This is a genomic window from Chitinophaga eiseniae, assembly GCF_012641265.1.
GTDB lineage: Bacteria > Bacteroidota > Bacteroidia > Chitinophagales > Chitinophagaceae > Chitinophaga > Chitinophaga eiseniae_A.
Window position 1 is genome coordinate 998,680 of sequence record NZ_JABAHZ010000001.1, and the last position, 20,095, is coordinate 1,018,774.

Consider the following 20,095-nt stretch of genomic DNA (forward strand, 5'->3'; position numbering starts at 1 on the left):
CTTTGTCAAGTTATCTGGTCGTTATTCATATTATAATTAATCACACTTTTTTTATTTCCCTATATTATCATTAGTTTTAATTTTATTTTAATTACATATTTTAACCATACCATGTATAAATACCTGACGCCTATGAAACCATTTTACCCATCTATCCAAGTGAGCCGGGAAATTTCCGCCGGCTATTTTTATTTATGTAAAGAGTTGAGCATCAATAAGAATTGAACAGCTTATCCTGTACAATTCTGATACTTTTTTTACTTAACTGTTTGCACCTATGAAACGACTATTAACCTTCTTGTACTTGCTGACCGGGCTAATATTCCTGGGCAAAGGGGCAGAAGCACAATCCGAACCCTCTACAGGAACTCCCTTCATGAACCTTCCGGATACTACCTGCTGGAAGAGTTTCGCCAGTATGAACGCTTTCTACTGGAAATCGTCGAATACGCCGGATTCGGCTACCTGGACCATTACACCAGGAGGGTCCTCTATTACGGTTCTGTATTCCTCCGATAATACCAATAAACTGGTCCGGCAAAAACCCGATCCTACCTATAAACGGAATGCCCTGACGATCAAGTTCAATGATATCGGGCAATATACCGTTTCGGTTGCCCTCTGGTACAACGGCGTCAAATCAGTTGTCACTAAAAAAATATATTCAAAGGACTGCTCTATCCTCCCCTGTCAGGGTAAGAATACCGGGCTGGGTGACTTCAAAGAAGATTTTGGAAACTTCAAAAATGGTGCGACTACCAGTAAATCCAGCTCTTATGTAACCGGCTATGTCTATAACCCGCTTCCGCTGGCAAGTCCTTACACCATGGACGATAACAGCTACACCGTTTTCTGGAATACCCAGGTAAGAAGCGAATGGGTAAGTATGACTGACCATACCGGTAGTACCGTCGACTCTGTAGGTGGTATGCTGATTGCCAACTCCTCTTACGATGCCAGGTCATTCTTCACCAGGGACAATGTACCGGTCTGTCCCGGCTCCCTTTATAATTTTAGTGCCTGGTTCCTTAACGTAAATGGTATCAAAGTGTTCAATTCAAGTTGCATCAACGGTAACTGGGATGGATACCACTACGCAGGTGTAAGCTTTTTGATCATCAATACAAAAGGGGGCGCCCCTTCCTCCACCTGGGATACCCTCGCCCGGTTTAAGACCTTCGATGTGTCGATGAACCTGTCGGGCCCTCAGTGGCAGATGTATGGAGGTGGTTTTAAAACGCCGGGAGGTGTTACTTCAGTCCGGCTTGAGATTGTGAATGACCGGCCCGGAGGTTGCGGAAATGACATCGCTGTAGATGACATTTCCTTCGCTTATTGTAGCCCTTATATTTATTCTTATATAGATGGTAAACTCGGGTTAAGAGCAGATTCATTATGCGATGGCGCCCCGGTAACCATGAAAGCCTCTTACAGTCCGAATGGCTGGCAGCCAGATGGTACCTACGATGCCACTAAAGACTATTTTAAAAATCCACAATATCAATGGTTCTCGAGCAATGATGGCGTTACCTGGGACACCCTCCACGACGGCAGTGGTATCTCGGGAACCATGACATCGTCTGTTGTGTTTGCACCTGGCGCTTTGAAAGGAGATCCGAACCAGATTGTAACAAAGTATTACCGTGTAAACATCCTGGAAAAAGGCAACCTTGGCAACTGTGCGGCGCCTTCTGAATACACCAAGATTACAATATTACCTAAACCTAAAGTAACCGTTTCCTCCGGTAGAATATGTATAGGAGATAGTGTGGTGATGACCGCCAATGGAGGATACAGTGAATATGAATGGCAGGTGAACCCGGTTGTTACCGGGCCTATTATGACCGTATACCCCACTGTTACCTCCACCTACTCAGCCATTGGTATTGCTGATTATGGATGGGATGCAGTTAAAATGGAGCAACGACAGTGTAGAGACACCGGCTCCGCCCAGGTAATCGTAGATGCTCAACCAGTCACCAAAATTAGTGGTGGCCCGACAGATATTTGTTTAGGCCAACAGATAAAATTAAATGTTACCAACAGCGGGGCGCCACCAGATAGCCTGGCCTGGAGCTGGAAATACAATACTACTAGTATTGGCAATCCAAATGATGTGAGTATTACACACATCCCTTCTGCAGTAGGTACGCAAAACTATTCCGTATTACTGACCAATAAAACCTGTACGGCCGTTGATACATTTAAGGTAAATGTAAGATCGCTTCCTAAAGCAGATACGGCAATTACCTATAAACAATGTAATATACCGGACTTCGCTGTCACCCGCACTGCCCTTCCGACGAGTCCTTCCGATCAGCAAGGCAAGTGGCTGGTTTATCGCGATACCCAGAACAACACCAGTGGTATCACGTTCACCAACCCTACGTCGAACAATACAACCGTGAAAGGTATACCAACCGGAGATACAGTCACTGTTATATGGGTGATCACCAATAAATCACTGGCTGCTTGTACGGATACCAGCTGGGTAACGCTGATTAACACCAAGCCGCTTACACCAAGTGTGGCTGGTGCGTCCCAGGCACAATGTGGCATCAATCTATTTCAACTGGGTGCCAACAAACCAGGCCCCGGGGAAAAGGGTAGATGGACATTGGGTACGGGCACTACAGCCGCTATGGTGACGATTGACGACAGTACTGCTTATAACGCAAAAGCTACCATCATCGCTGCTGCCCCACAAACCGTGCAACTGATATGGACTATTTCCAATGGTGTGTGTTCAAATCCGACTTCTAGTGTTGTTAAACTGACATTGAAGAATCCTCCAGCTGTCAACATAACAGCTGCTGCCGTATGTAATACCGTCGCCTTCTTCACTATTAACTATTCGGGATTAACAGATACCATTAAGAGTTATGAAATAGTTGCAGCGCCAACCAGGCCAATGCCGAATTTTACAAAGGTTACAGGTACCTGGCCTGTTGGCAGTGCTTCCGGTACCTCTAATATTAACTTGCCGGCTAATACTCCTGCGGGTGTCTACGACTTCATACTCACCGGAAAAGTAGATACGCTCCATGGTTGTACAGTGAGCGTGCCTTTCTCTTTATCTGTAGAAAAGCCATCTACCAATCCTACCGCCGTCACCGCCTCTACCACCTCGCTGTGTGTAAAAGGAGATGTAACATTAACCGTTGTAGGCGGCTCCCTGGGAATGGATTCCACTAAAACTCCAGCTACCTGGAAATGGTATACAGGCGCTTGCCCTGGTACTCCTGGCAGCACACGTGTTTATCCTACTTCTTCTAATACGGACAGTTCCATCGTTACCTTCAAGAATGTAACTGCTACTACTACTTATTATGTGATGGCGCCAAGTGCCGGACCTTGTGGTAACACTACCTGTGCTTCCGTTACGGTAACCGTATATGCACAACCAAATAACGCCAACGCAAGTACTGATCAGGCAGAGTGCGAACGCAAAACCGCGTTCCAACTGAATGGCAACACGCCAACCCCGGCTACTGCAATTGGCATATGGACTAGTACCAATCCACGGGTAACAATTTACAGTGCTACCCAAGCCAATGCCACTGTATTAGTGCCCGTGGGCGACACCGCTTCTTTAATATGGACTATTTCTAATGGCCCCTGCAAATCGACGACCGATACAGTGTTCATTACAAATTATAAAAAGCCCGTTGCGCAAGATGCTGGTACCAACAAAGCTGCTTGTAATCAAACATCCTTCACTATGGATGCCATCGCTCCCACTGAACTGGGAGCATATGGTACATGGACATATTTACCGGCTACCGCCAGCGTGATCATTACTGATAAAAACAATCCTACCACTACTGTAACAGTACCAGCCGACAGCACCATACTGTTTACATGGACTATCTCTAATCCTAAATGTTCTGCCGATAACATTGATACCGTAAGAATATACAGTTATAAAAAACCAATAATGCGGGATGCAGGTAGCACCAAGGCAGCCTGTGACCAGACCACCTTTACCATGGATGCCACTGCTCCTACGGAACTCGGTGCATATGGTACCTGGTCATTTACACCTGCTACTGCCAGCGTCACTATCGTAAACGCAAACGATCCTAAAACATCTGTTACCGTTCCTGCCGATAGCTCTATCCTGTTTACATGGACGATCAAAAATCCTAAATGTTCTGCTGACCAGGCGGATACAGTGAGAATCACCAGTTACAAAAAACCAGTGATGCGTGATGCAGGCAGCTACAAAGCGGCGTGCGACCAGACTACCTTTACCATGGATGCCACTGCGCCTACCGAACTCGGTGCATATGGTACCTGGTCATTTACACCTGCTACTGCCAGTGTCACTATCGCAAACGCAAACGATCCTAAAACATCTGTTACCGTTCCTGCCGATAGCTCTATCCTGTTTACATGGACGATCAAAAATCCTAAATGTTCTGCCGACCAGGCGGATACCGTAAGCATCACCAGCTATAAGAAACCAATTATGCGTGATGCCGGTAGTTACAAAGCAGCTTGTGATCAGACTACCTTTACCATGGATGCTACTGCGCCTACTGAGCTCGGAGCTTCCGGTACATGGACCTTTGTGCCAGCTACTGCCAGCGTGAAGATCACCGATATTCATGATCCTAAAACCACCGTAACAGTACCGGCAGATAGTACCATCCTGTTTACCTGGAAGATTGCCAATCCGAAGTGTTCTGCGGATAACGCCGACACCGTTAGCATCACCAGCTACAAGAAGCCGATCATGCGTGATGCCGGTAGTTACAAAGCAGCTTGTGATCAGACTACCTTTACCATGGATGCTACCGCGCCTACTGAACTCGGCGCCACTGGTACATGGACTTTTGTGCCGGTTACCGCTAGCGTAAAAATCACCGACATTCATGATCCCAAAACTACCGTAACAGTTCCGGCAGACAGCACTATCTTATTTACATGGTCTATCTCTAATCCAAAATGTAAAGCGGATAACGCTGATACGGTAAGCATCACCAGCTACAAGAAACCGATCATGCGTGATGCAGGTAGCTACAAAGCAGCTTGCGATCAGACCATCTTTACCATGGATGCTACCGCGCCTACCGAACTCGGAGCCACTGGTACATGGTACTTTATCCCGGCTACTGCCAGCGTGAAGATTACCGACATTCATGATCCTAAAACTACCGTAACAGTTCCGGCAGACAGCACTATCCTGTTTACCTGGAAGATTGCCAATCCGAAGTGTTCTGCTGACAATGCGGATACCGTTAGCATCACCAGCTACAAGAAGCCGATCATGCGTGATGCAGGTAGTTACAAAGCAGCTTGTGATCAGACTACCTTTACCATGGATGCTACCGCGCCTACTGAACTCGGCGCCACTGGTACATGGACTTTTGTGCCGGTTACCGCTAGCGTAAAAATCACCGACATTCATGATCCCAAAACTACCGTGACTGTACCGGCAGACAGCACTATCTTATTTACATGGTCTATCTCTAATCCAAAATGTAAAGCGGATAACGCTGATACGGTAAGCATCACCAGCTACAAGAAACCGATCATGCGTGATGCAGGTAGCTACAAAGCAGCTTGCGATCAGACCATCTTTACCATGGATGCTACCGCGCCTACCGAACTCGGAGCCACTGGTACATGGTACTTTATCCCGGCTACTGCCAGCGTGAAGATTACCGACATTCATGATCCTAAAACTACCGTAACAGTTCCGGCAGACAGCACTATCCTGTTTACCTGGAAGATTGCCAATCCGAAGTGTTCTGCTGATAATGCTGATACCGTTAGCATCACCAGCTACAAGAAGCCGATCATGCGTGATGCAGGTAGTTACAAAGCAGCTTGTGATCAGACTACCTTTACCATGGATGCTACCGCGCCTACTGAACTCGGCGCCACTGGTACATGGACTTTTGTGCCGGCTACTGCCAGCGTGAAGATCACCAACATTCATGATCCAAAAACTACCGTTACAGTACCTGCGGATAGCACCATCTTGTTCACCTGGAAGATTGCCAATCCGAAGTGTTCTGCTGATAACGCCGATACCGTTAGCATCACCAGCTACAAGAAGCCGATCATGCGCGATGCAGGTAGCTACAAGGCAGCTTGCGATCAGACTACCTTTACTATGGACGCCACTGCGCCTACTGAGCTCGAAGCTACTGGTACATGGTACTTTACACCGGCTACTGCCAGTGTGAAGATTACCAACATTCATGATCCAAAAACTACCGTAACAGTTCCGGCAGACAGCACTATCCTGTTTACCTGGAAGATTGCCAATCCGAAGTGTTCTGCGGATAATGCTGATACCGTTAGCATCACCAGCTACAAGAAGCCGATCATGCGTGATGCAGGTAGCTACAAAGCAGCTTGTGATCAGACTACCTTTACCATGGATGCCACCGCGCCTACAGAACTCGGAGCTACCGGTACATGGACCTTTGTGCCGGCTACTGCCAGCGTGAAGATCACCGATATTCACGATCCTAAAACTATCGTTACAGTACCTGCGGATAGCACCATCTTGTTCACCTGGAAGATTGCCAATCCGAAGTGTTCTGCGGATAACGCCGACACCGTTAGCATCACCAGCTACAAGAAGCCGATCATGCGTGATGCCGGTAGTTACAAAGCAGCTTGTGATCAGACTACCTTCACCATGGATGCCACTGCGCCTACTGAGCTCGGCGCCACTGGTACATGGACTTTTGTGCCGGTTACCGCTAGCGTAAAAATCACCGACATTCATGATCCTAAAACTATCGTGACTGTACCGGCAGATAGCACTATCTTATTTACATGGTCTATCTCCAATCCTAAATGTAAAGCGGACAACGCTGATACCGTTAGCATCACCAGCTATAAGAAACCGATCATGCGTGATGCTGGTAGTTACAAAGCAGCTTGTGATCAGACTACCTTTACCATGGATGCTACTGCGCCTACTGAGCTCGGAGCTTCCGGCACCTGGTACTTTACTCCGGCTACTGCCAGCGTGAAGATTACCGATATTCACGATCCTAAAACTATCGTTACAGTACCTGCGGATAGCACCATCTTGTTCACCTGGAAGATTGCCAATCCGAAGTGTTCTGCGGATAACGCCGACACCGTTAGCATCACCAGCTACAAGAAGCCGATCATGCGTGATGCCGGTAGCTACAAAGCAGCTTGTGATCAGACTACCTTCACCATGGATGCCACTGCGCCTACTGAGCTCGGAGCTTCCGGCACCTGGTACTTTACCCCGGCTACTGCCAGCGTGAAGATCACCAACATCCATGATCCAAAAACTACCGTAACAGTTCCGGCAGACAGCACTATCCTGTTCACCTGGAAGATTGCCAATCCGAAGTGTTCTGCGGACAATGCCGATACCGTTAGCATCACCAGCTATAAGAAACCGATCATGCGTGATGCAGGTAGCTACAAGGCAGCTTGTGACCAGACTACCTTTACTATGGATGCCACTGCGCCTACTGAGCTCGGAGCTACTGGTACCTGGTACTTTACCCCGGCTACTGCCAGCGTGAAGATCACCAACATCCATGATCCCAAAACTACCGTAACAGTTCCGGCAGACAGCACTATCCTGTTTACCTGGAAGATTGCCAATCCGAAGTGTTCTGCTGACAATGCCGATACCGTTAGCATCACCAGCTATAAGAAACCGATCATGCGTGATGCAGGTAGCTACAAGGCAGCTTGCGATCAGACTACCTTTACTATGGATGCTACCGCGCCTACTGAGCTCGGAGCTACTGGTACCTGGTACTTTACCCCGGCTACTGCCAGCGTGAAGATCACCAACATCCATGATCCCAAAACTACCGTAACAGTTCCGGCAGACAGCACTATCCTGTTTACCTGGAAGATTGCCAATCCGAAGTGTTCTGCTGATAACGCCGATACCGTTAGCATCACCAGCTACAAGAAGCCGATCATGCGTGATGCAGGTAGCTACAAGGCAGCTTGTGATCAGACTACCTTTACTATGGATGCTACCGCGCCTACTGAGCTCGGAGCTACTGGTACCTGGTACTTTACCCCGGCTACTGCCAGCGTGAAGATTACCGATATTCACAATCCTAAAACTATCGTTACAGTTCCGGCAGACAGCACTATCCTGTTCACCTGGAAGATTGCCAATCCGAAATGTTCTGCTGATAACGCCGATACCGTGAGGATCACCAGTTACAAGAAACCGATCATGCGTAACGCAGGTACTGATAAAATAGGTTGTGAGCAAACAACCTTTACCATGAATGCTACCGCTCCTACTGAACTGGGTGCAATCGGCACATGGACCTTCCTCCCTGCTACCGCTAATGTGAAGATGACAAATGTGAATGATCCTAAGACATCTGTAACAGTTCCGATCGACACGGTGATACATTTTATATGGACTATTTCTAATCCTAAGTGTGCCGCAGATAAATCCGATACCGTTGACATTACCAGCTATAAAAAACCAATTGCGGCAAAAGCAGGACCCGATCAGGAAAACTGTAACGACGTTACCTTTAAAATGAATGGTAACCAGCCAACAGGTTTGAATGTAAAAGGCACATGGACTTACCCTGCAAGTACTGCTGGTGTCAACATTTTAAATCCAAATCAATACAATACCACTGTCACGGTAGCGGCCGGCATGTCTGTGAAGCTGGTATGGACCATCTCTAATGGTACCTGCGCCGCTACCACCGATACAGTACTGCTCACCAACTACGCCACAGCCAACAAGGCCAATGCAGGACCTGATCAGATGATCTGTAACAATACAGGCGACTTCATCATGCAGGCAAATACACCAGGCGTACCAACTGCTAAAGGTACCTGGACCGACATCAGCCGGATCCCTGGCAGAGCCATCATCAAATCGCCTAACAGCCCGACTACTGCGGTGACAGTACCTGTTGGCGACACGGTTGTACTGCAGTGGGCTATCGCCAACGGCGTATGTGATACCACCTTCAGCAGGGTAACTATTATTAACTATAAAGCTGCCATCACTGCCAATGCAGGCCCTGACCAGGAAAAATGTAACACCGCTGCCGACTTCATCATGAAAGCCAGCCAGCCTGGATCCAGCTCTGCAACAGGCACATGGACAGACATCAGCCGTATCCCTGGCCGCGCCACCATCAAAGCGCCAAACGATCCGTTAACAGCGGTAACCGTTCCTATAGGCGACACCGTTATACTGAAATGGACGGTTACAAACGGTACTTGTACCAGCACCAGCAGCATTGTAACACTCATCAACTACAAAAAAGCTGATGACGCCAATGCAGGTCCTGACCAGGAAATGTGTAACAACACCGGCGACTTCAAAATGGCCGCAGATCCCGTATCTGTTCCAAGCGCCAAAGGCTTCTGGTCAATCGTAAAAGGTAATGCGGTCATCAAATCCATCAACAGTCCTACCTCCCTGGTAAATATCAACGTAGGTGACACCGTTACCTTACGCTGGACGGTTACCAATGGCGTATGTAGCGCCAGCTGGGATGATGTAACCCTCATTAACTACCGGATGCCGGTAACTGCCAACGCAGGCACTAACCAGGAACATTGCGATGACGCAACCTTTAAAATGAATGCCAGCGATCCTGGTGTAACCGGTGCAAAAGGCACCTGGGTTGTAACCAGCAACAACGCCAGCCTCATCCAGATCAGCGACATCAACCTGAGAACAGCCACGGTTACTGTACCTGCCGGCGAAACAGCCCAACTGACCTGGGTAGTAAGCAACGGTGTGTGTGCCGCTACCAGCTCCAGTGTAACACTGATTAACCGCAAGCCAATTCTGGGTAACAACATCACGGCCGATCAAACCGTATGTATCACAGAAACGCCAATGGCTATACGCAGCAATGCCCTCAGCGGTGGTAATGGCGCTTACACTTACCAATGGCAACAAAGTACCACCAGCGCTACTGGACCATTTGTAAATATCCCGGGTGCTACCAGCGATACTTACCAACCTGGTACGCTCGCTGCAAATACCTGGTACAGAAGAATCGTTGCTTCAGGCGCTTGTATCGATAACATCAGTAATGCAGTGAAGATCACAGTGATAACCATCAACCCGATCGTTACCTCTACTCCTCCTGCCATCACTACGGAATGTGAAAAAGGTAAAGACTATACCACGCTCTTCGGAACACCGGTATTCAGTCACGCACCTTATGACGACGAAAAACTGACCATCACTTACAATGATGCCACCGTGGTAACATCGCCTTGCCTCAGTACGATTACCCGTACCTGGGCCGCGACCGACAGATGCGGACGTTCTGTAAGTGCATCACAAACGATCACTATCCAGGATACCAAAGCGCCGGTATTCACTACGCCAGCTCCTGCTGACACCACCGTGGATTGCGACAAGGTTCCTGCTAAAACAGATCTGAAGGCGAATGACGGCTGTGCCGGTGAAATCATCATCCCTGTGGTGGAAGTTCGCCAGGATATCCCGGGCAACTGTACCAACAACTACCTGCTGATCCGTACCTGGACCGCGAAAGACGCATGTAATACAGGCGTGACCCTCAAACAGGTGATCACCGTGAAAGACATGACCGCCCCGGTATTCGATATGGCAGCACCAAAAGACACCACCGTGGATTGCGATAAAATACCTGCAGGCTTTAACCTTACGGCTAAAGACAACTGTACCCCAGGTGTAATTACCGTAACGCCGAAAGATTCGATAGCACGTGATATCAACAACTGTAACAGTAACTACCTGATTTACAGGAAATGGACTGCCTTTGACCAATGTGGCAATGCCAGCGCAGTACAGCAGATCATCCACGTACAGGATACCACTAAACCAGTATTCAGCATGCCTGCTCCGAAAGACACCGTGGTAGATTGTGATAAAGTACCAGCATGGCCGGCTATCACTGCAAGTGACAACTGTACCGCTAATGTCCAGGTATTCACCACCAGCAAAACCGTGAAATTGCCAGGCAACTGCGCAGGCAACTACCAGGAAATCCGCTACTGGACAGCTACTGATGATTGCGGTAACAAATCCGTGATGCAACAAACCATCACCGTACAGGATACCACTAAACCGGTATTCACCGTGAAACCACCGGCAGATACTACCGTCAGCTGCGATAACATCCCCGCTCCCGCTACCGATGTAACTGTAACGGATAATTGCAGCACCATCGGAAATGGTCTGACGGTAAGCCGCCGCGTAACAGTAGAAACAATACCAGGTGCATGCGCTTCCAACTACCGCATCATCAGAACCTGGATTGCGAAAGATGCCTGCGGTAACACCAGCACCATCACACAGGTAGTAACCGTAAAAGATACCACCAGACCGGTGATCATGCCAGCTCCGGCTGATGTGGTGATCTACTGCCAGGATAAAATTCCGGCTCCTCCGGTACTGACCGCGACGGATAACTGCGATAATAGCTTCCCGAAAAACGCTATCTATTCAGAAGATCCATATGTGGCCGATATCTGTAACGGTTATACTATTGTGAGAAGATGGACCATCATGGATGCCTGTGGCAATAAAGCCAATGACGTTACCCAACGTGTAATTGTGAAGCCTTGCGCTAAACCGCAACTGGAAGCTACCCTGCCTTCCAACTGCTCCGACAATGGCAGGATTGCATTACATAAAGTGGGCGATGTGTATATGCCAACCTACACGCTGGTAGCTGTTACACCCGCCAACGCAGTGACAGGTTTGCCTAGAACACAAAACAACAACGTGTTTAACCTGAACGGCGCCACGTCGGCTTCCTTCATCATTACAGATGGCAGAACAGGTTGCTCTTCCGACACCGTGACTTACAACATCAATTATATCCAGAAACCAATGGTAAACCTGGGCAGCGATACCACCATCTGTGGCGGCAATAGCTTGGTACTCGACGCGGGCGCGGCTAACTTCGCCTACAAGATCCAATGGTCTACCGGTGCTACCACCCAAAGAATCAACATCAACCAGGCTGGTACCTACTGGGTAAATGTAAGCAACGGTGAATGTGCGACCACCGACACCATTCATGTGGGACTGATTCCAACACCGCTGGTAAGTATCCCTGATACCACCATCTGCCGCGGTCAGTCTGTGAAACTGGATGCCTATGTAGATGGCGCTTCCTACCTGTGGAGCAACGGTTCTACCGCTTCTTCCATACTGGTAAGCACACAGGAACAATTCTGGGTGAAAGTGATGAAATCAGCCTGTATCACGATCGATACCATTAAAGTAAGCGTGAATCCGCCACCAGATATCAGCCTGAGTCGCGATACCGCTATCTGCCCTGACCAGTCAATCATGCTCACGGTAAATTCAAACGGCGGCCGTATCCAATGGCAAACCGGTGAAACCAGCAACTCTATCGTGGTGAATAAACCAGGTGGTTACTGGGTAGCAGTTAGCAGAGACAACTGCGTGGTAAGAGATACCGTAAACGTGAGAATGAAACCGGCACTGATGATGGATCTGGGACCAGACAGGAATATTTGCCCCGGCGGTACTATCACCCTCGATGGCACCAACCCGGATGCGATCTCCTATCTCTGGAATGACGGTGATCCAAACCCAGTGAAACAAATCACCCAGGCCGGTAAATACAAACTGGCGGTGATGGATAAATATTGCCAACGCGTATTCATGGATAGCGTAGCAGTAAATATCACCGGCTTACCAACGGTAAACCTCGGCAGAGACACCGTGATGTGTGTAGGCGAAACACTGGTACTCCGCGCCATGGGCACCGGCATCTCAGGTGTTCGTTGGGATAACGGTTCCAGCGCCTCTTCCCTGTCGGTGACCAACGGTGGTACCTACACCGTCACCGTATTCAACGATTGCGGATCCGCTACCGATGATATCACAGTGAACTTTACACAGTGCGAACCTAAACCAACCATCCCGAACGCCTTCTCACCAAATGGCGATGGACGTAATGATGTGTTCAGACCAGTTGTAAGAGGACAAATGTTCGAATACGAATTAAGAATCTTCAACCGCTGGGGTGAGATGATCTTCATGACATCCGACAACCACAAAGGATGGGATGGTAAATACAAAGGGGTACCGGTAGACGTAGGTACTTACGTATGGTGGCTCACCTACAAGAAAGTTGCAGGAGGTAATGCCAACGTACTGAAAGGAGAGGTTACCGTAGTCCGCTAACAACGGCCAACGATCATAAAAAGGAACAGCATAAAGTCAACCGGCTTTATGCTGTTCCTTTTTTACCTGCTTTCACATTTTTCCCTAACTTAGTATAACAAGTAATAAATGACCGTATGAAAGTATATGATACCGTAACCGCCGCCATTGAAGATCTGCGTACACGTGGATACCTGGCCGATTTCAACCTGCTTTTTGATAGTATACAACATGACAACAACACCGTACATCCCCAGGATTTTGAAATCATAGAAATCTATCGCTTTGAAGGTGATAGTGATCCGGGAGATGAAGCCGTAGTATATGCCATCGAAACGAAATCCGGCGCCAAAGGAGTGCTGATGTATGGCTATGGTGTTTATTCAGAAGATATGTCGGAAGATATGATCCGCAAACTGGGATCAAAATAACGATCTTCATAACGCGCCAGGAGGTCCGGGTATCACTGCCCGGACCTCTTCCATTTATAGTATATTGACACATACCGGTACTTTATCAGCCGGTTATATATATTTCGCCCAAAACAAGCTACTTTCACGGGTTATCATTCAACATTGTGCATGTTAAAACGTATTACCTGTTTATTATTGCTGGCAATGGGACTTTCAAACGTCCTGTATAGCCAGACCTGGGGCAACCTGGACCTTATTCCCCGGCCGGCAAGGATAATGGCTATCGCGGGCACTTTTACCTTTACCCCTCAGGGTAAGGTATACAGCACTCCCCGTTTTAAAGAAGTAGCGGCCTTACTTGCCGGCACCACCGGGCCATTGGGGGCTATCTCCCCCTGGAAAAACTATATAGTTACGAACCGGTGCGCCGGTTACAATCGCACTATCTCTTACTTCAACGGCTACACGTAAACTATTATCGGCCATCGTATGCGGTTACGATTCACCCAGATATAAATATCGCAGCACATAAAACTGTTATTTCCTTTAGTACGGAACAATACCAACCACAGATCCGGTATACCCTCGATGGTACGGTGCCTGCGAGCCAGTCGGCGTTGTATGCCAGTTCTTTTGAAGTACACGGTACAGCCACCGTTACTGCTGCAATCTTCAAAGACAATAATATGCCAGGCAAACCTGCTTCCCTTCGGCTCGACCATCACCTCGCACTTGGCAAAAAGGTGATCTATAATCTCCCCTACAGCAAAGGCTATCCTGGTCAGCGGGAATCTACGCTGGTAAATGGTTACCGGGGATCGCTCACCTACGGCGATGGCCAATGGCAGGGATTTGAAGGGAAAGATATGGACGTTACTATCGATATGGATCAGGCCACCGCACTCAAAAGCCTGTCGGTTTCCTTCATGCAGCAAACCGGCCCCGGAGTATATATACCGGCCTTCGTGGAAGTATTGGTGTCTGATGATAATAAAGATTTCAGGAAGGTAAAACAGATAGACAATGATGTCCCTGCTACGCAATCAACACTGACGTTTAAAGACTTCCGGTTTGATTTAAAGGGGCAGTCGGCGCGGTATATCCGGATACATGCAAAGAACCTGCAACATGGCTTTCTCTTCGCAGACGAAGTAATTATCTATTAACGTTTAGGCCTGCCTGTTAGCACATCGACTAACGGGCAGGCCTAAACGTTATTATTTTCTCCTTGATTTTTATCTGATCTTCTGCCTCATCCTGAAATCAACCATGCCGTTGAAATTAGGGGCCGGATGGCTATTCTGGATGGGGATCTGTAAACTACCTCCGCTGGTCGGAACTGCCGCCAGGCGCGCATTACGCGGGATACTCAGATAAGCGCCCGTCCGAACATAATTCAGTACCTGTTTGATATTCTGATCGGTAGTGTCACCCCATGGCACGTTTACAAAATCATGCGCAAAGGCGCCGAAATCTTCGCCGATGCCGGTAAAATACCCGCCCTCTCCTTTTGCATTCATGGTTTCAAAGTTAATGGCATACAGGTCGGCCAGGTATTTAGGCTGATGTGTGTTGTCGTACATCGAAATATTAAAATCGATGAATCCTACCGGTTTGCCATAGGTAGTATCTCCCACCAACCTTACATTCATGTAGGGTTTCAGGTTGTTCAACGTCAGCTCACTGGCGGATGCTGTACCCCGGGAAACAATAAAGAAAACATTATCCAGTGTGAAACCACCAGTATTGGCCGGGAAGTTTACCTGCGATGCCAGGCCGGCGGCATTCAGGTTCTGCGTAAGGGCTTCATTATACTTATACTTGTACATGACCTTCCCTGCTGCCGAAGCGGGTGCAATCGCACTATCGAGGTACTCGGCAGTAGTGGTGGCGCCGCCGCCATTATAACGGAGATCTACCACCAGGTTCCGGATACCCTGGGAAGCAAATTTACCCAGCGTTTGATCCAGTGCTATTTTCGTAGCCGTAGGCTGTCCTTTTTCATTAAATACGCTGGCAAAAGTATACAGGCCGAAATAACCTACTTTCACCGGACCGTGATTGGAGATCACGGTATAGATAGTGTCAAACAATACCGGGTTGATGTTATAGCCTGCAGTATTAATGGTGCGGGTAACCGGATCGTTCACGTTAGGCACCTTAAACGTCAGCGTAACACTGGAAGATTTGAGGATGGCATTGTACACAAAGTCGAGCGAGGCGCTGGTGGCATTGAAATCAGTTGTTCCGTTTACACTGGTAATCTCCCAGCCTCTTGTAACCCCTGCCTGCCCTGCCGGACTATTTTTGTCGGCATACAATACAAACAACCTCACCTTGTTGGTATTCGGTACCAGTACTGGCGCATAATCCAGGCCCAGCGAGCCGGTAGCGGCGATATAAGCCTGGGAAGAAACGCCATTCATCAGCTTGTTGGTGAGCGTACCATCGCGATCCAGGAAGCTATAACGGTCGAAGGGCCTTCCTGTAGTGGGGTTAATGGCATATCGCTTCATTTGTTCCAGCAAACTATCGGCATTGGCAAATTGCTTATCAAAGGGATTCAGTACCGGCACCGATTTATTCCAATAATAAGTCGGTAATCCCGTACTGGCATTCCGCCCGCCATCGCCATAGGTCACCTGCATAATCTGGTACATCAGGTACCGCAGGGAATCTTCCTTCATGGCATCTGTAATAACGGGGCCTGTCCCTGGATCGGGAGCGGGGTTATGGTCTTTATGACAAGACATCAAAACGCCGGCACAAAAAACGCCAGCCAGCATTGCTTTTGCTCCTGTAGTAAACAGCTCTCTATACATAAAAACGGTTAAGACGATCTGCACTGCCCCAACTAGTGGCTGGCCAGTGTTTGCCTGGTCCAGAAGTCGGCAGAATAGTACATGGCGAAATTGTCTTCATACTCACCAGGCATGGGAGCCGCCTGCCCTTTGGCCCGCTTGGCTTCCATTTCCTTTTTATCTTCCCGCTTCATCGCATTCACCTTAAAATGATAGGCAATGGCTTGACTGGCCAACGAGGTAACACCCAAAGTTTTTAACGGGATAGCCACCTCCAGTACCAGGTTCCCGGCGGCCTCATAAGTGCCGGCTGTTTGAATACCAAACGTATTGCGCACTGGAATATTGCCATCCGGTATACCTTCAAAACCCGATACTTTAATTTCTTTAACGTTAGCCAGCACCTGCTTTTTCAGCTCCCCGGCAATTAAAGCCCTGGAAGCTTCAGGAACATCCGGCGCCCCGGTGCTTACGTTTTCCGTTAGGGGAAACGTAATAGAAGCACCTCCCTTTTTCTTCCCGGTGGCATTCACGGAAAGCGTCAGGCCTGAACGCATAATTTTCATCTGGCTCTTTGGATCAGGTACACTTACGATTACGTATATATTATCCTGATCGTTGGCTATGGTATAAAATAACTTGGTTTCATTATTATAAAACTGGAGGGGCTTAGGCCATTCGGTAGCTTGTCCGTCTACCTTGATGTTGGCCGGCGCCCACTTGTTAGGTTCATCCTGCGCAGAAGCTTTTACAAATAACAGTAATCCGGCTATTATCCCTGCTCCCGTTGTCAGTGCCCTGTTCATTTTCATGTGCTAATATTTTCAGTTGCACTACAAGGTTAGCAAAGAATTTTGACAATCCACCAATAAAAAGCGTATATGGGGAAAAAGAGTCGGTGAATGGCCATTTTTGGGGAGTTAACAAGGGAAGCTTTGGGAGATGTGTATTGCCATCATCTCCCAAAATATACCATCAGTGTTTCAGTTGCTTCAACAACATGTCTATCTGCGCCTGCTGCTCGTCATTTCTTTTATGTTGCTCAATGATATACAGGGTAAGTTCCTCCACCTTTTCCAGCAATTTACGGTTCATCTCTCCCAAGTCCTGCCCTTCCTGCTGTATAGCTGCTGCATCCGGTATGCCTGGGAGGTGCTTGTATTGCGCTATATAATGCGCCAGGTCGTTCAGACGCGGCAATTGATACCCTTCGTGAAACACGTAATCCGGCCATGGATTGGCGGAAGTAACTTTTACTCTCCGTGCAGCGATCGTTCCTTCTACTGCCAGCTTGTTCGTACCCGTAGTAGCTGTACCAATACCAACGCTGCCATCATTCAGGATAGTCATGCGAACAGGTGCAGTGGTGTTGCCCCGGGCGGTTTCAAAATAAATGCTTCCTGCATTGGCTGCACTAAGGTGTAAGTCCCTATAACTTTCAATGATATTGGCATCACGTTGGTTGGTAACAATATAGTTGCTGGTGGTGTTGCCAATGTACATTTGGGAATTAGTAATGCCCGTATTCACGATATTGAGCATGTTGGGATTATTCGCCGCTGAAGTGGCCAGCTGCAAATGGTTCGTTGGAGCAGTAGTTCCAATACCCACGTTACCGTCCTCTCCAATATGCATTTTTACGCTAGGTTCTCCCCCGGTGTTATTGACACCGCTCGTTAAAAATTGCAGGTAAGTATCCCAGGATCCTCCCCTGTAAGAACGCACAATAGCTTTACCGGCGCCTGCGAACTCATAGGAAAGATCACGCCTGCTTTCCGGGCCATAAGGGCTGTTAGGCCCCACGACAACCAGCTTATAATAATTACTGTCGGTGGCACTTCCTACAGTTAGAAGAGGTGCGTTCAGGGATTTTTTCACTGACAGGTCTCCAACGGGAGTTAACTTCATGATAAGGTCCCGGTCTGTGGTAAAATCGACTGCTACATCATTGGCCAGCCACCTAAACTGGAAGCCAAGATACGCATAGTTGCTGATAGCCGAATTAATGGAGGCCCCGGTTTGAAAGGTTAACCCGGATCTGAAATTGGCACTGTAGAAACTGCTGAAAATATTGTTTCGATAGGTCTTGTTTAAATAGATGGTATCAAAACTACCAATCTGGGCCTTCGTTTGCTGGGATAACAATCCTGCGCAAAGCGCCAGGAAAAGGGTTAATTTTCTCATCGTACAGAAAAGGTATTAGGGTTTAGAAATGAATGTAAAGAAACAAAAAAACAGGGATCTCTCCCTGCTTTTTCTAAAAATATTTATGTTGATTGCACGTCTTAATACAGCAACCTTGTTTTAATAGTATGTTCTACTTCTTTGAGTAGCGCCAATGCTTCCTGTGATAAACGGGTATCCACATCGAGTACTACATAACCAATCTGGTCGTTGGTTTTCAGGTATTGTCCGAGGATATTGATTTTGTTGGAAGACAGTGCGGTATTGATCGCCGACAACACGCCTGGCACGTTCTGGTGGATGTGCAGGATGCGGTGTGTGTTTTCAATCGGTGGTACGCTGATGGCAGGCACAGTATGCGAACCAAAGCTGGCGCCTTTTTCGAGGTAATTGAGCATTTTACTGCTCACATCCAGCCCGATGTTATGCTGCGCTTCTTCGGTACTACCCCCGATATGCGGCGTTAAAATAACGTTGGATAATTTTTGCAGCGGCGTACTGAAAGCAGCCCCGTTCTTTTCCGGTTCTACCGGGAACACATCGATGGCAGCGCCAGACAACAGGCCACTTTCCAATGCGTCCTTCAATGCTTCCAGGTCTACCACTTCCCCACGGGCGTAGTTAATAAAGATAGCGCCTGGTTTAGCATCTGCCAGCACCTCTTTGGTGATCATGTTGGCAGTAGTTTTACTGGAAGGCACATGCAAGGAAATAATGTCCGACTTATTAAACAATTCCTTCAGCGTACGTTGCTGTTCTGCATTTCCCAGGGGCAGCTTGGTTTCTGCATCGTAATAAATTACGTTCATGCCCATACCTTCTGCCAGTACACTCACCTGGCTACCAATGTTACCATATCCTACTATACCCAGCGTTTTACCTCTGAGTTCATAACTACCGGTAGCTTCTTTCAGCCAGGTACCATTATGAGCCGCAGCATTCTTATCTACAATCCGGCGAATCAGGATGATGGATAACCCTATTACCAGTTCGGCTACCGAACGGGTATTGGAATAAGGCGCATTGTATACCGCCACACCATGTTCTGTTGCTGCTTTCAGGTCTACCTGGTTGGTACCTATACAAAAACATCCTATTGCCTGCAATTTCTTTGCTGCCTCCAGCACTCTACGGGTAACCTTGGTTTTAGAACGTATTCCTAGGAGATGTACATCCTTGATCTCGTTGATCAGATCATCTTCATTCATCGCGCCCGACAACTTACGCACCTGGTACCCCGCCGACGTAAATTCTGCCACGGCGGCATCACTGATGTTTTCCAATAATAAAATACTGATCTTCTCTTTCGGATAACTTGTCGACTTTTGCTGGTCCATAATATTATACTAGATTATATGTGTATCTCTGTGTTGCAATTGGCTTAATAATTGCTGATAGCGGGGAAACAGGGCACAAACCTACTCTATGTCGGGGAATATTCAAATAGTAGGAACATCAAATTCGATTTTATCAAAAAAACACGCGTATCAGGGACAAATTTTGAAGTTTTTTTAGCTTTTGGGCTTAAAAACCCATTAAAA

At 47.8% G+C, this 20,095-nt stretch carries 8 protein-coding genes; 4 read left to right on the top strand and 4 right to left on the bottom strand.

Features of this window, described 5'->3' with window-relative positions:
- Positions 1-277 precede the first annotated feature (277 nt).
- The 4 genes from HGH91_RS03975 to HGH91_RS03990 all read left to right on the top strand — a co-directional run bounded on the left by HGH91_RS03975 (position 278) and on the right by HGH91_RS03990 (position 14,735).
- Positions 278-13,177, top strand: a complete 12,900-nt coding sequence (locus HGH91_RS03975) for a gliding motility-associated C-terminal domain-containing protein (RefSeq protein ID WP_168737142.1) — start codon at positions 278-280, stop codon at positions 13,175-13,177.
- 116 nt (positions 13,178-13,293) lie between these two features.
- Positions 13,294-13,587 (top strand): phosphoribosylpyrophosphate synthetase, encoded by a 294-nt coding sequence (locus HGH91_RS03980; protein ID WP_168737143.1) that lies wholly within the window; start codon positions 13,294-13,296, stop codon positions 13,585-13,587.
- Positions 13,588-13,737: 150 nt separating this feature from the next.
- Positions 13,738-14,040 (top strand): hypothetical protein, encoded by a 303-nt coding sequence (locus tag HGH91_RS03985; RefSeq protein WP_168737144.1) that lies wholly within the window; start codon positions 13,738-13,740, stop codon positions 14,038-14,040.
- On the top strand, positions 13,992-14,735 hold the full coding sequence (locus tag HGH91_RS03990; protein WP_168737145.1) for a chitobiase/beta-hexosaminidase C-terminal domain-containing protein: 744 nt from the start codon (positions 13,992-13,994) through the stop codon (positions 14,733-14,735). The genes HGH91_RS03985 and HGH91_RS03990 overlap by 49 nt, the downstream gene beginning before the upstream one ends.
- Positions 14,736-14,804: 69 nt before the next feature.
- On the opposite strand, the gene HGH91_RS03995 is transcribed toward HGH91_RS03990, so the two are convergent.
- From HGH91_RS03995 to serA, 4 genes are all read right to left on the bottom strand, one after another.
- Positions 14,805-16,391, bottom strand: coding sequence for a S41 family peptidase (locus tag HGH91_RS03995; RefSeq protein WP_168737146.1), 1,587 nt, complete (start codon positions 16,389-16,391; stop codon positions 14,805-14,807).
- Positions 16,392-16,423: 32 nt separating this feature from the next.
- Entirely contained in the window at positions 16,424-17,182 is a 759-nt protein-coding gene (locus tag HGH91_RS04000; RefSeq protein WP_168737147.1) for a hypothetical protein, read from the bottom strand.
- A gap of 163 nt (positions 17,183-17,345) precedes the next feature.
- Positions 17,346-18,554 carry a tail fiber protein gene (locus tag HGH91_RS04005; protein WP_168737148.1) on the bottom strand — a complete coding sequence of 403 codons (1,209 nt, stop codon included), beginning with the start codon at positions 18,552-18,554 and terminating at the stop codon, positions 17,346-17,348.
- 101 nt (positions 18,555-18,655) lie between these two features.
- On the bottom strand, positions 18,656-19,891 hold the full coding sequence (serA, locus tag HGH91_RS04010) for a phosphoglycerate dehydrogenase (RefSeq protein WP_168737149.1): 1,236 nt from the start codon (positions 19,889-19,891) through the stop codon (positions 18,656-18,658).
- Positions 19,892-20,095: the final 204 nt, after the last annotated feature.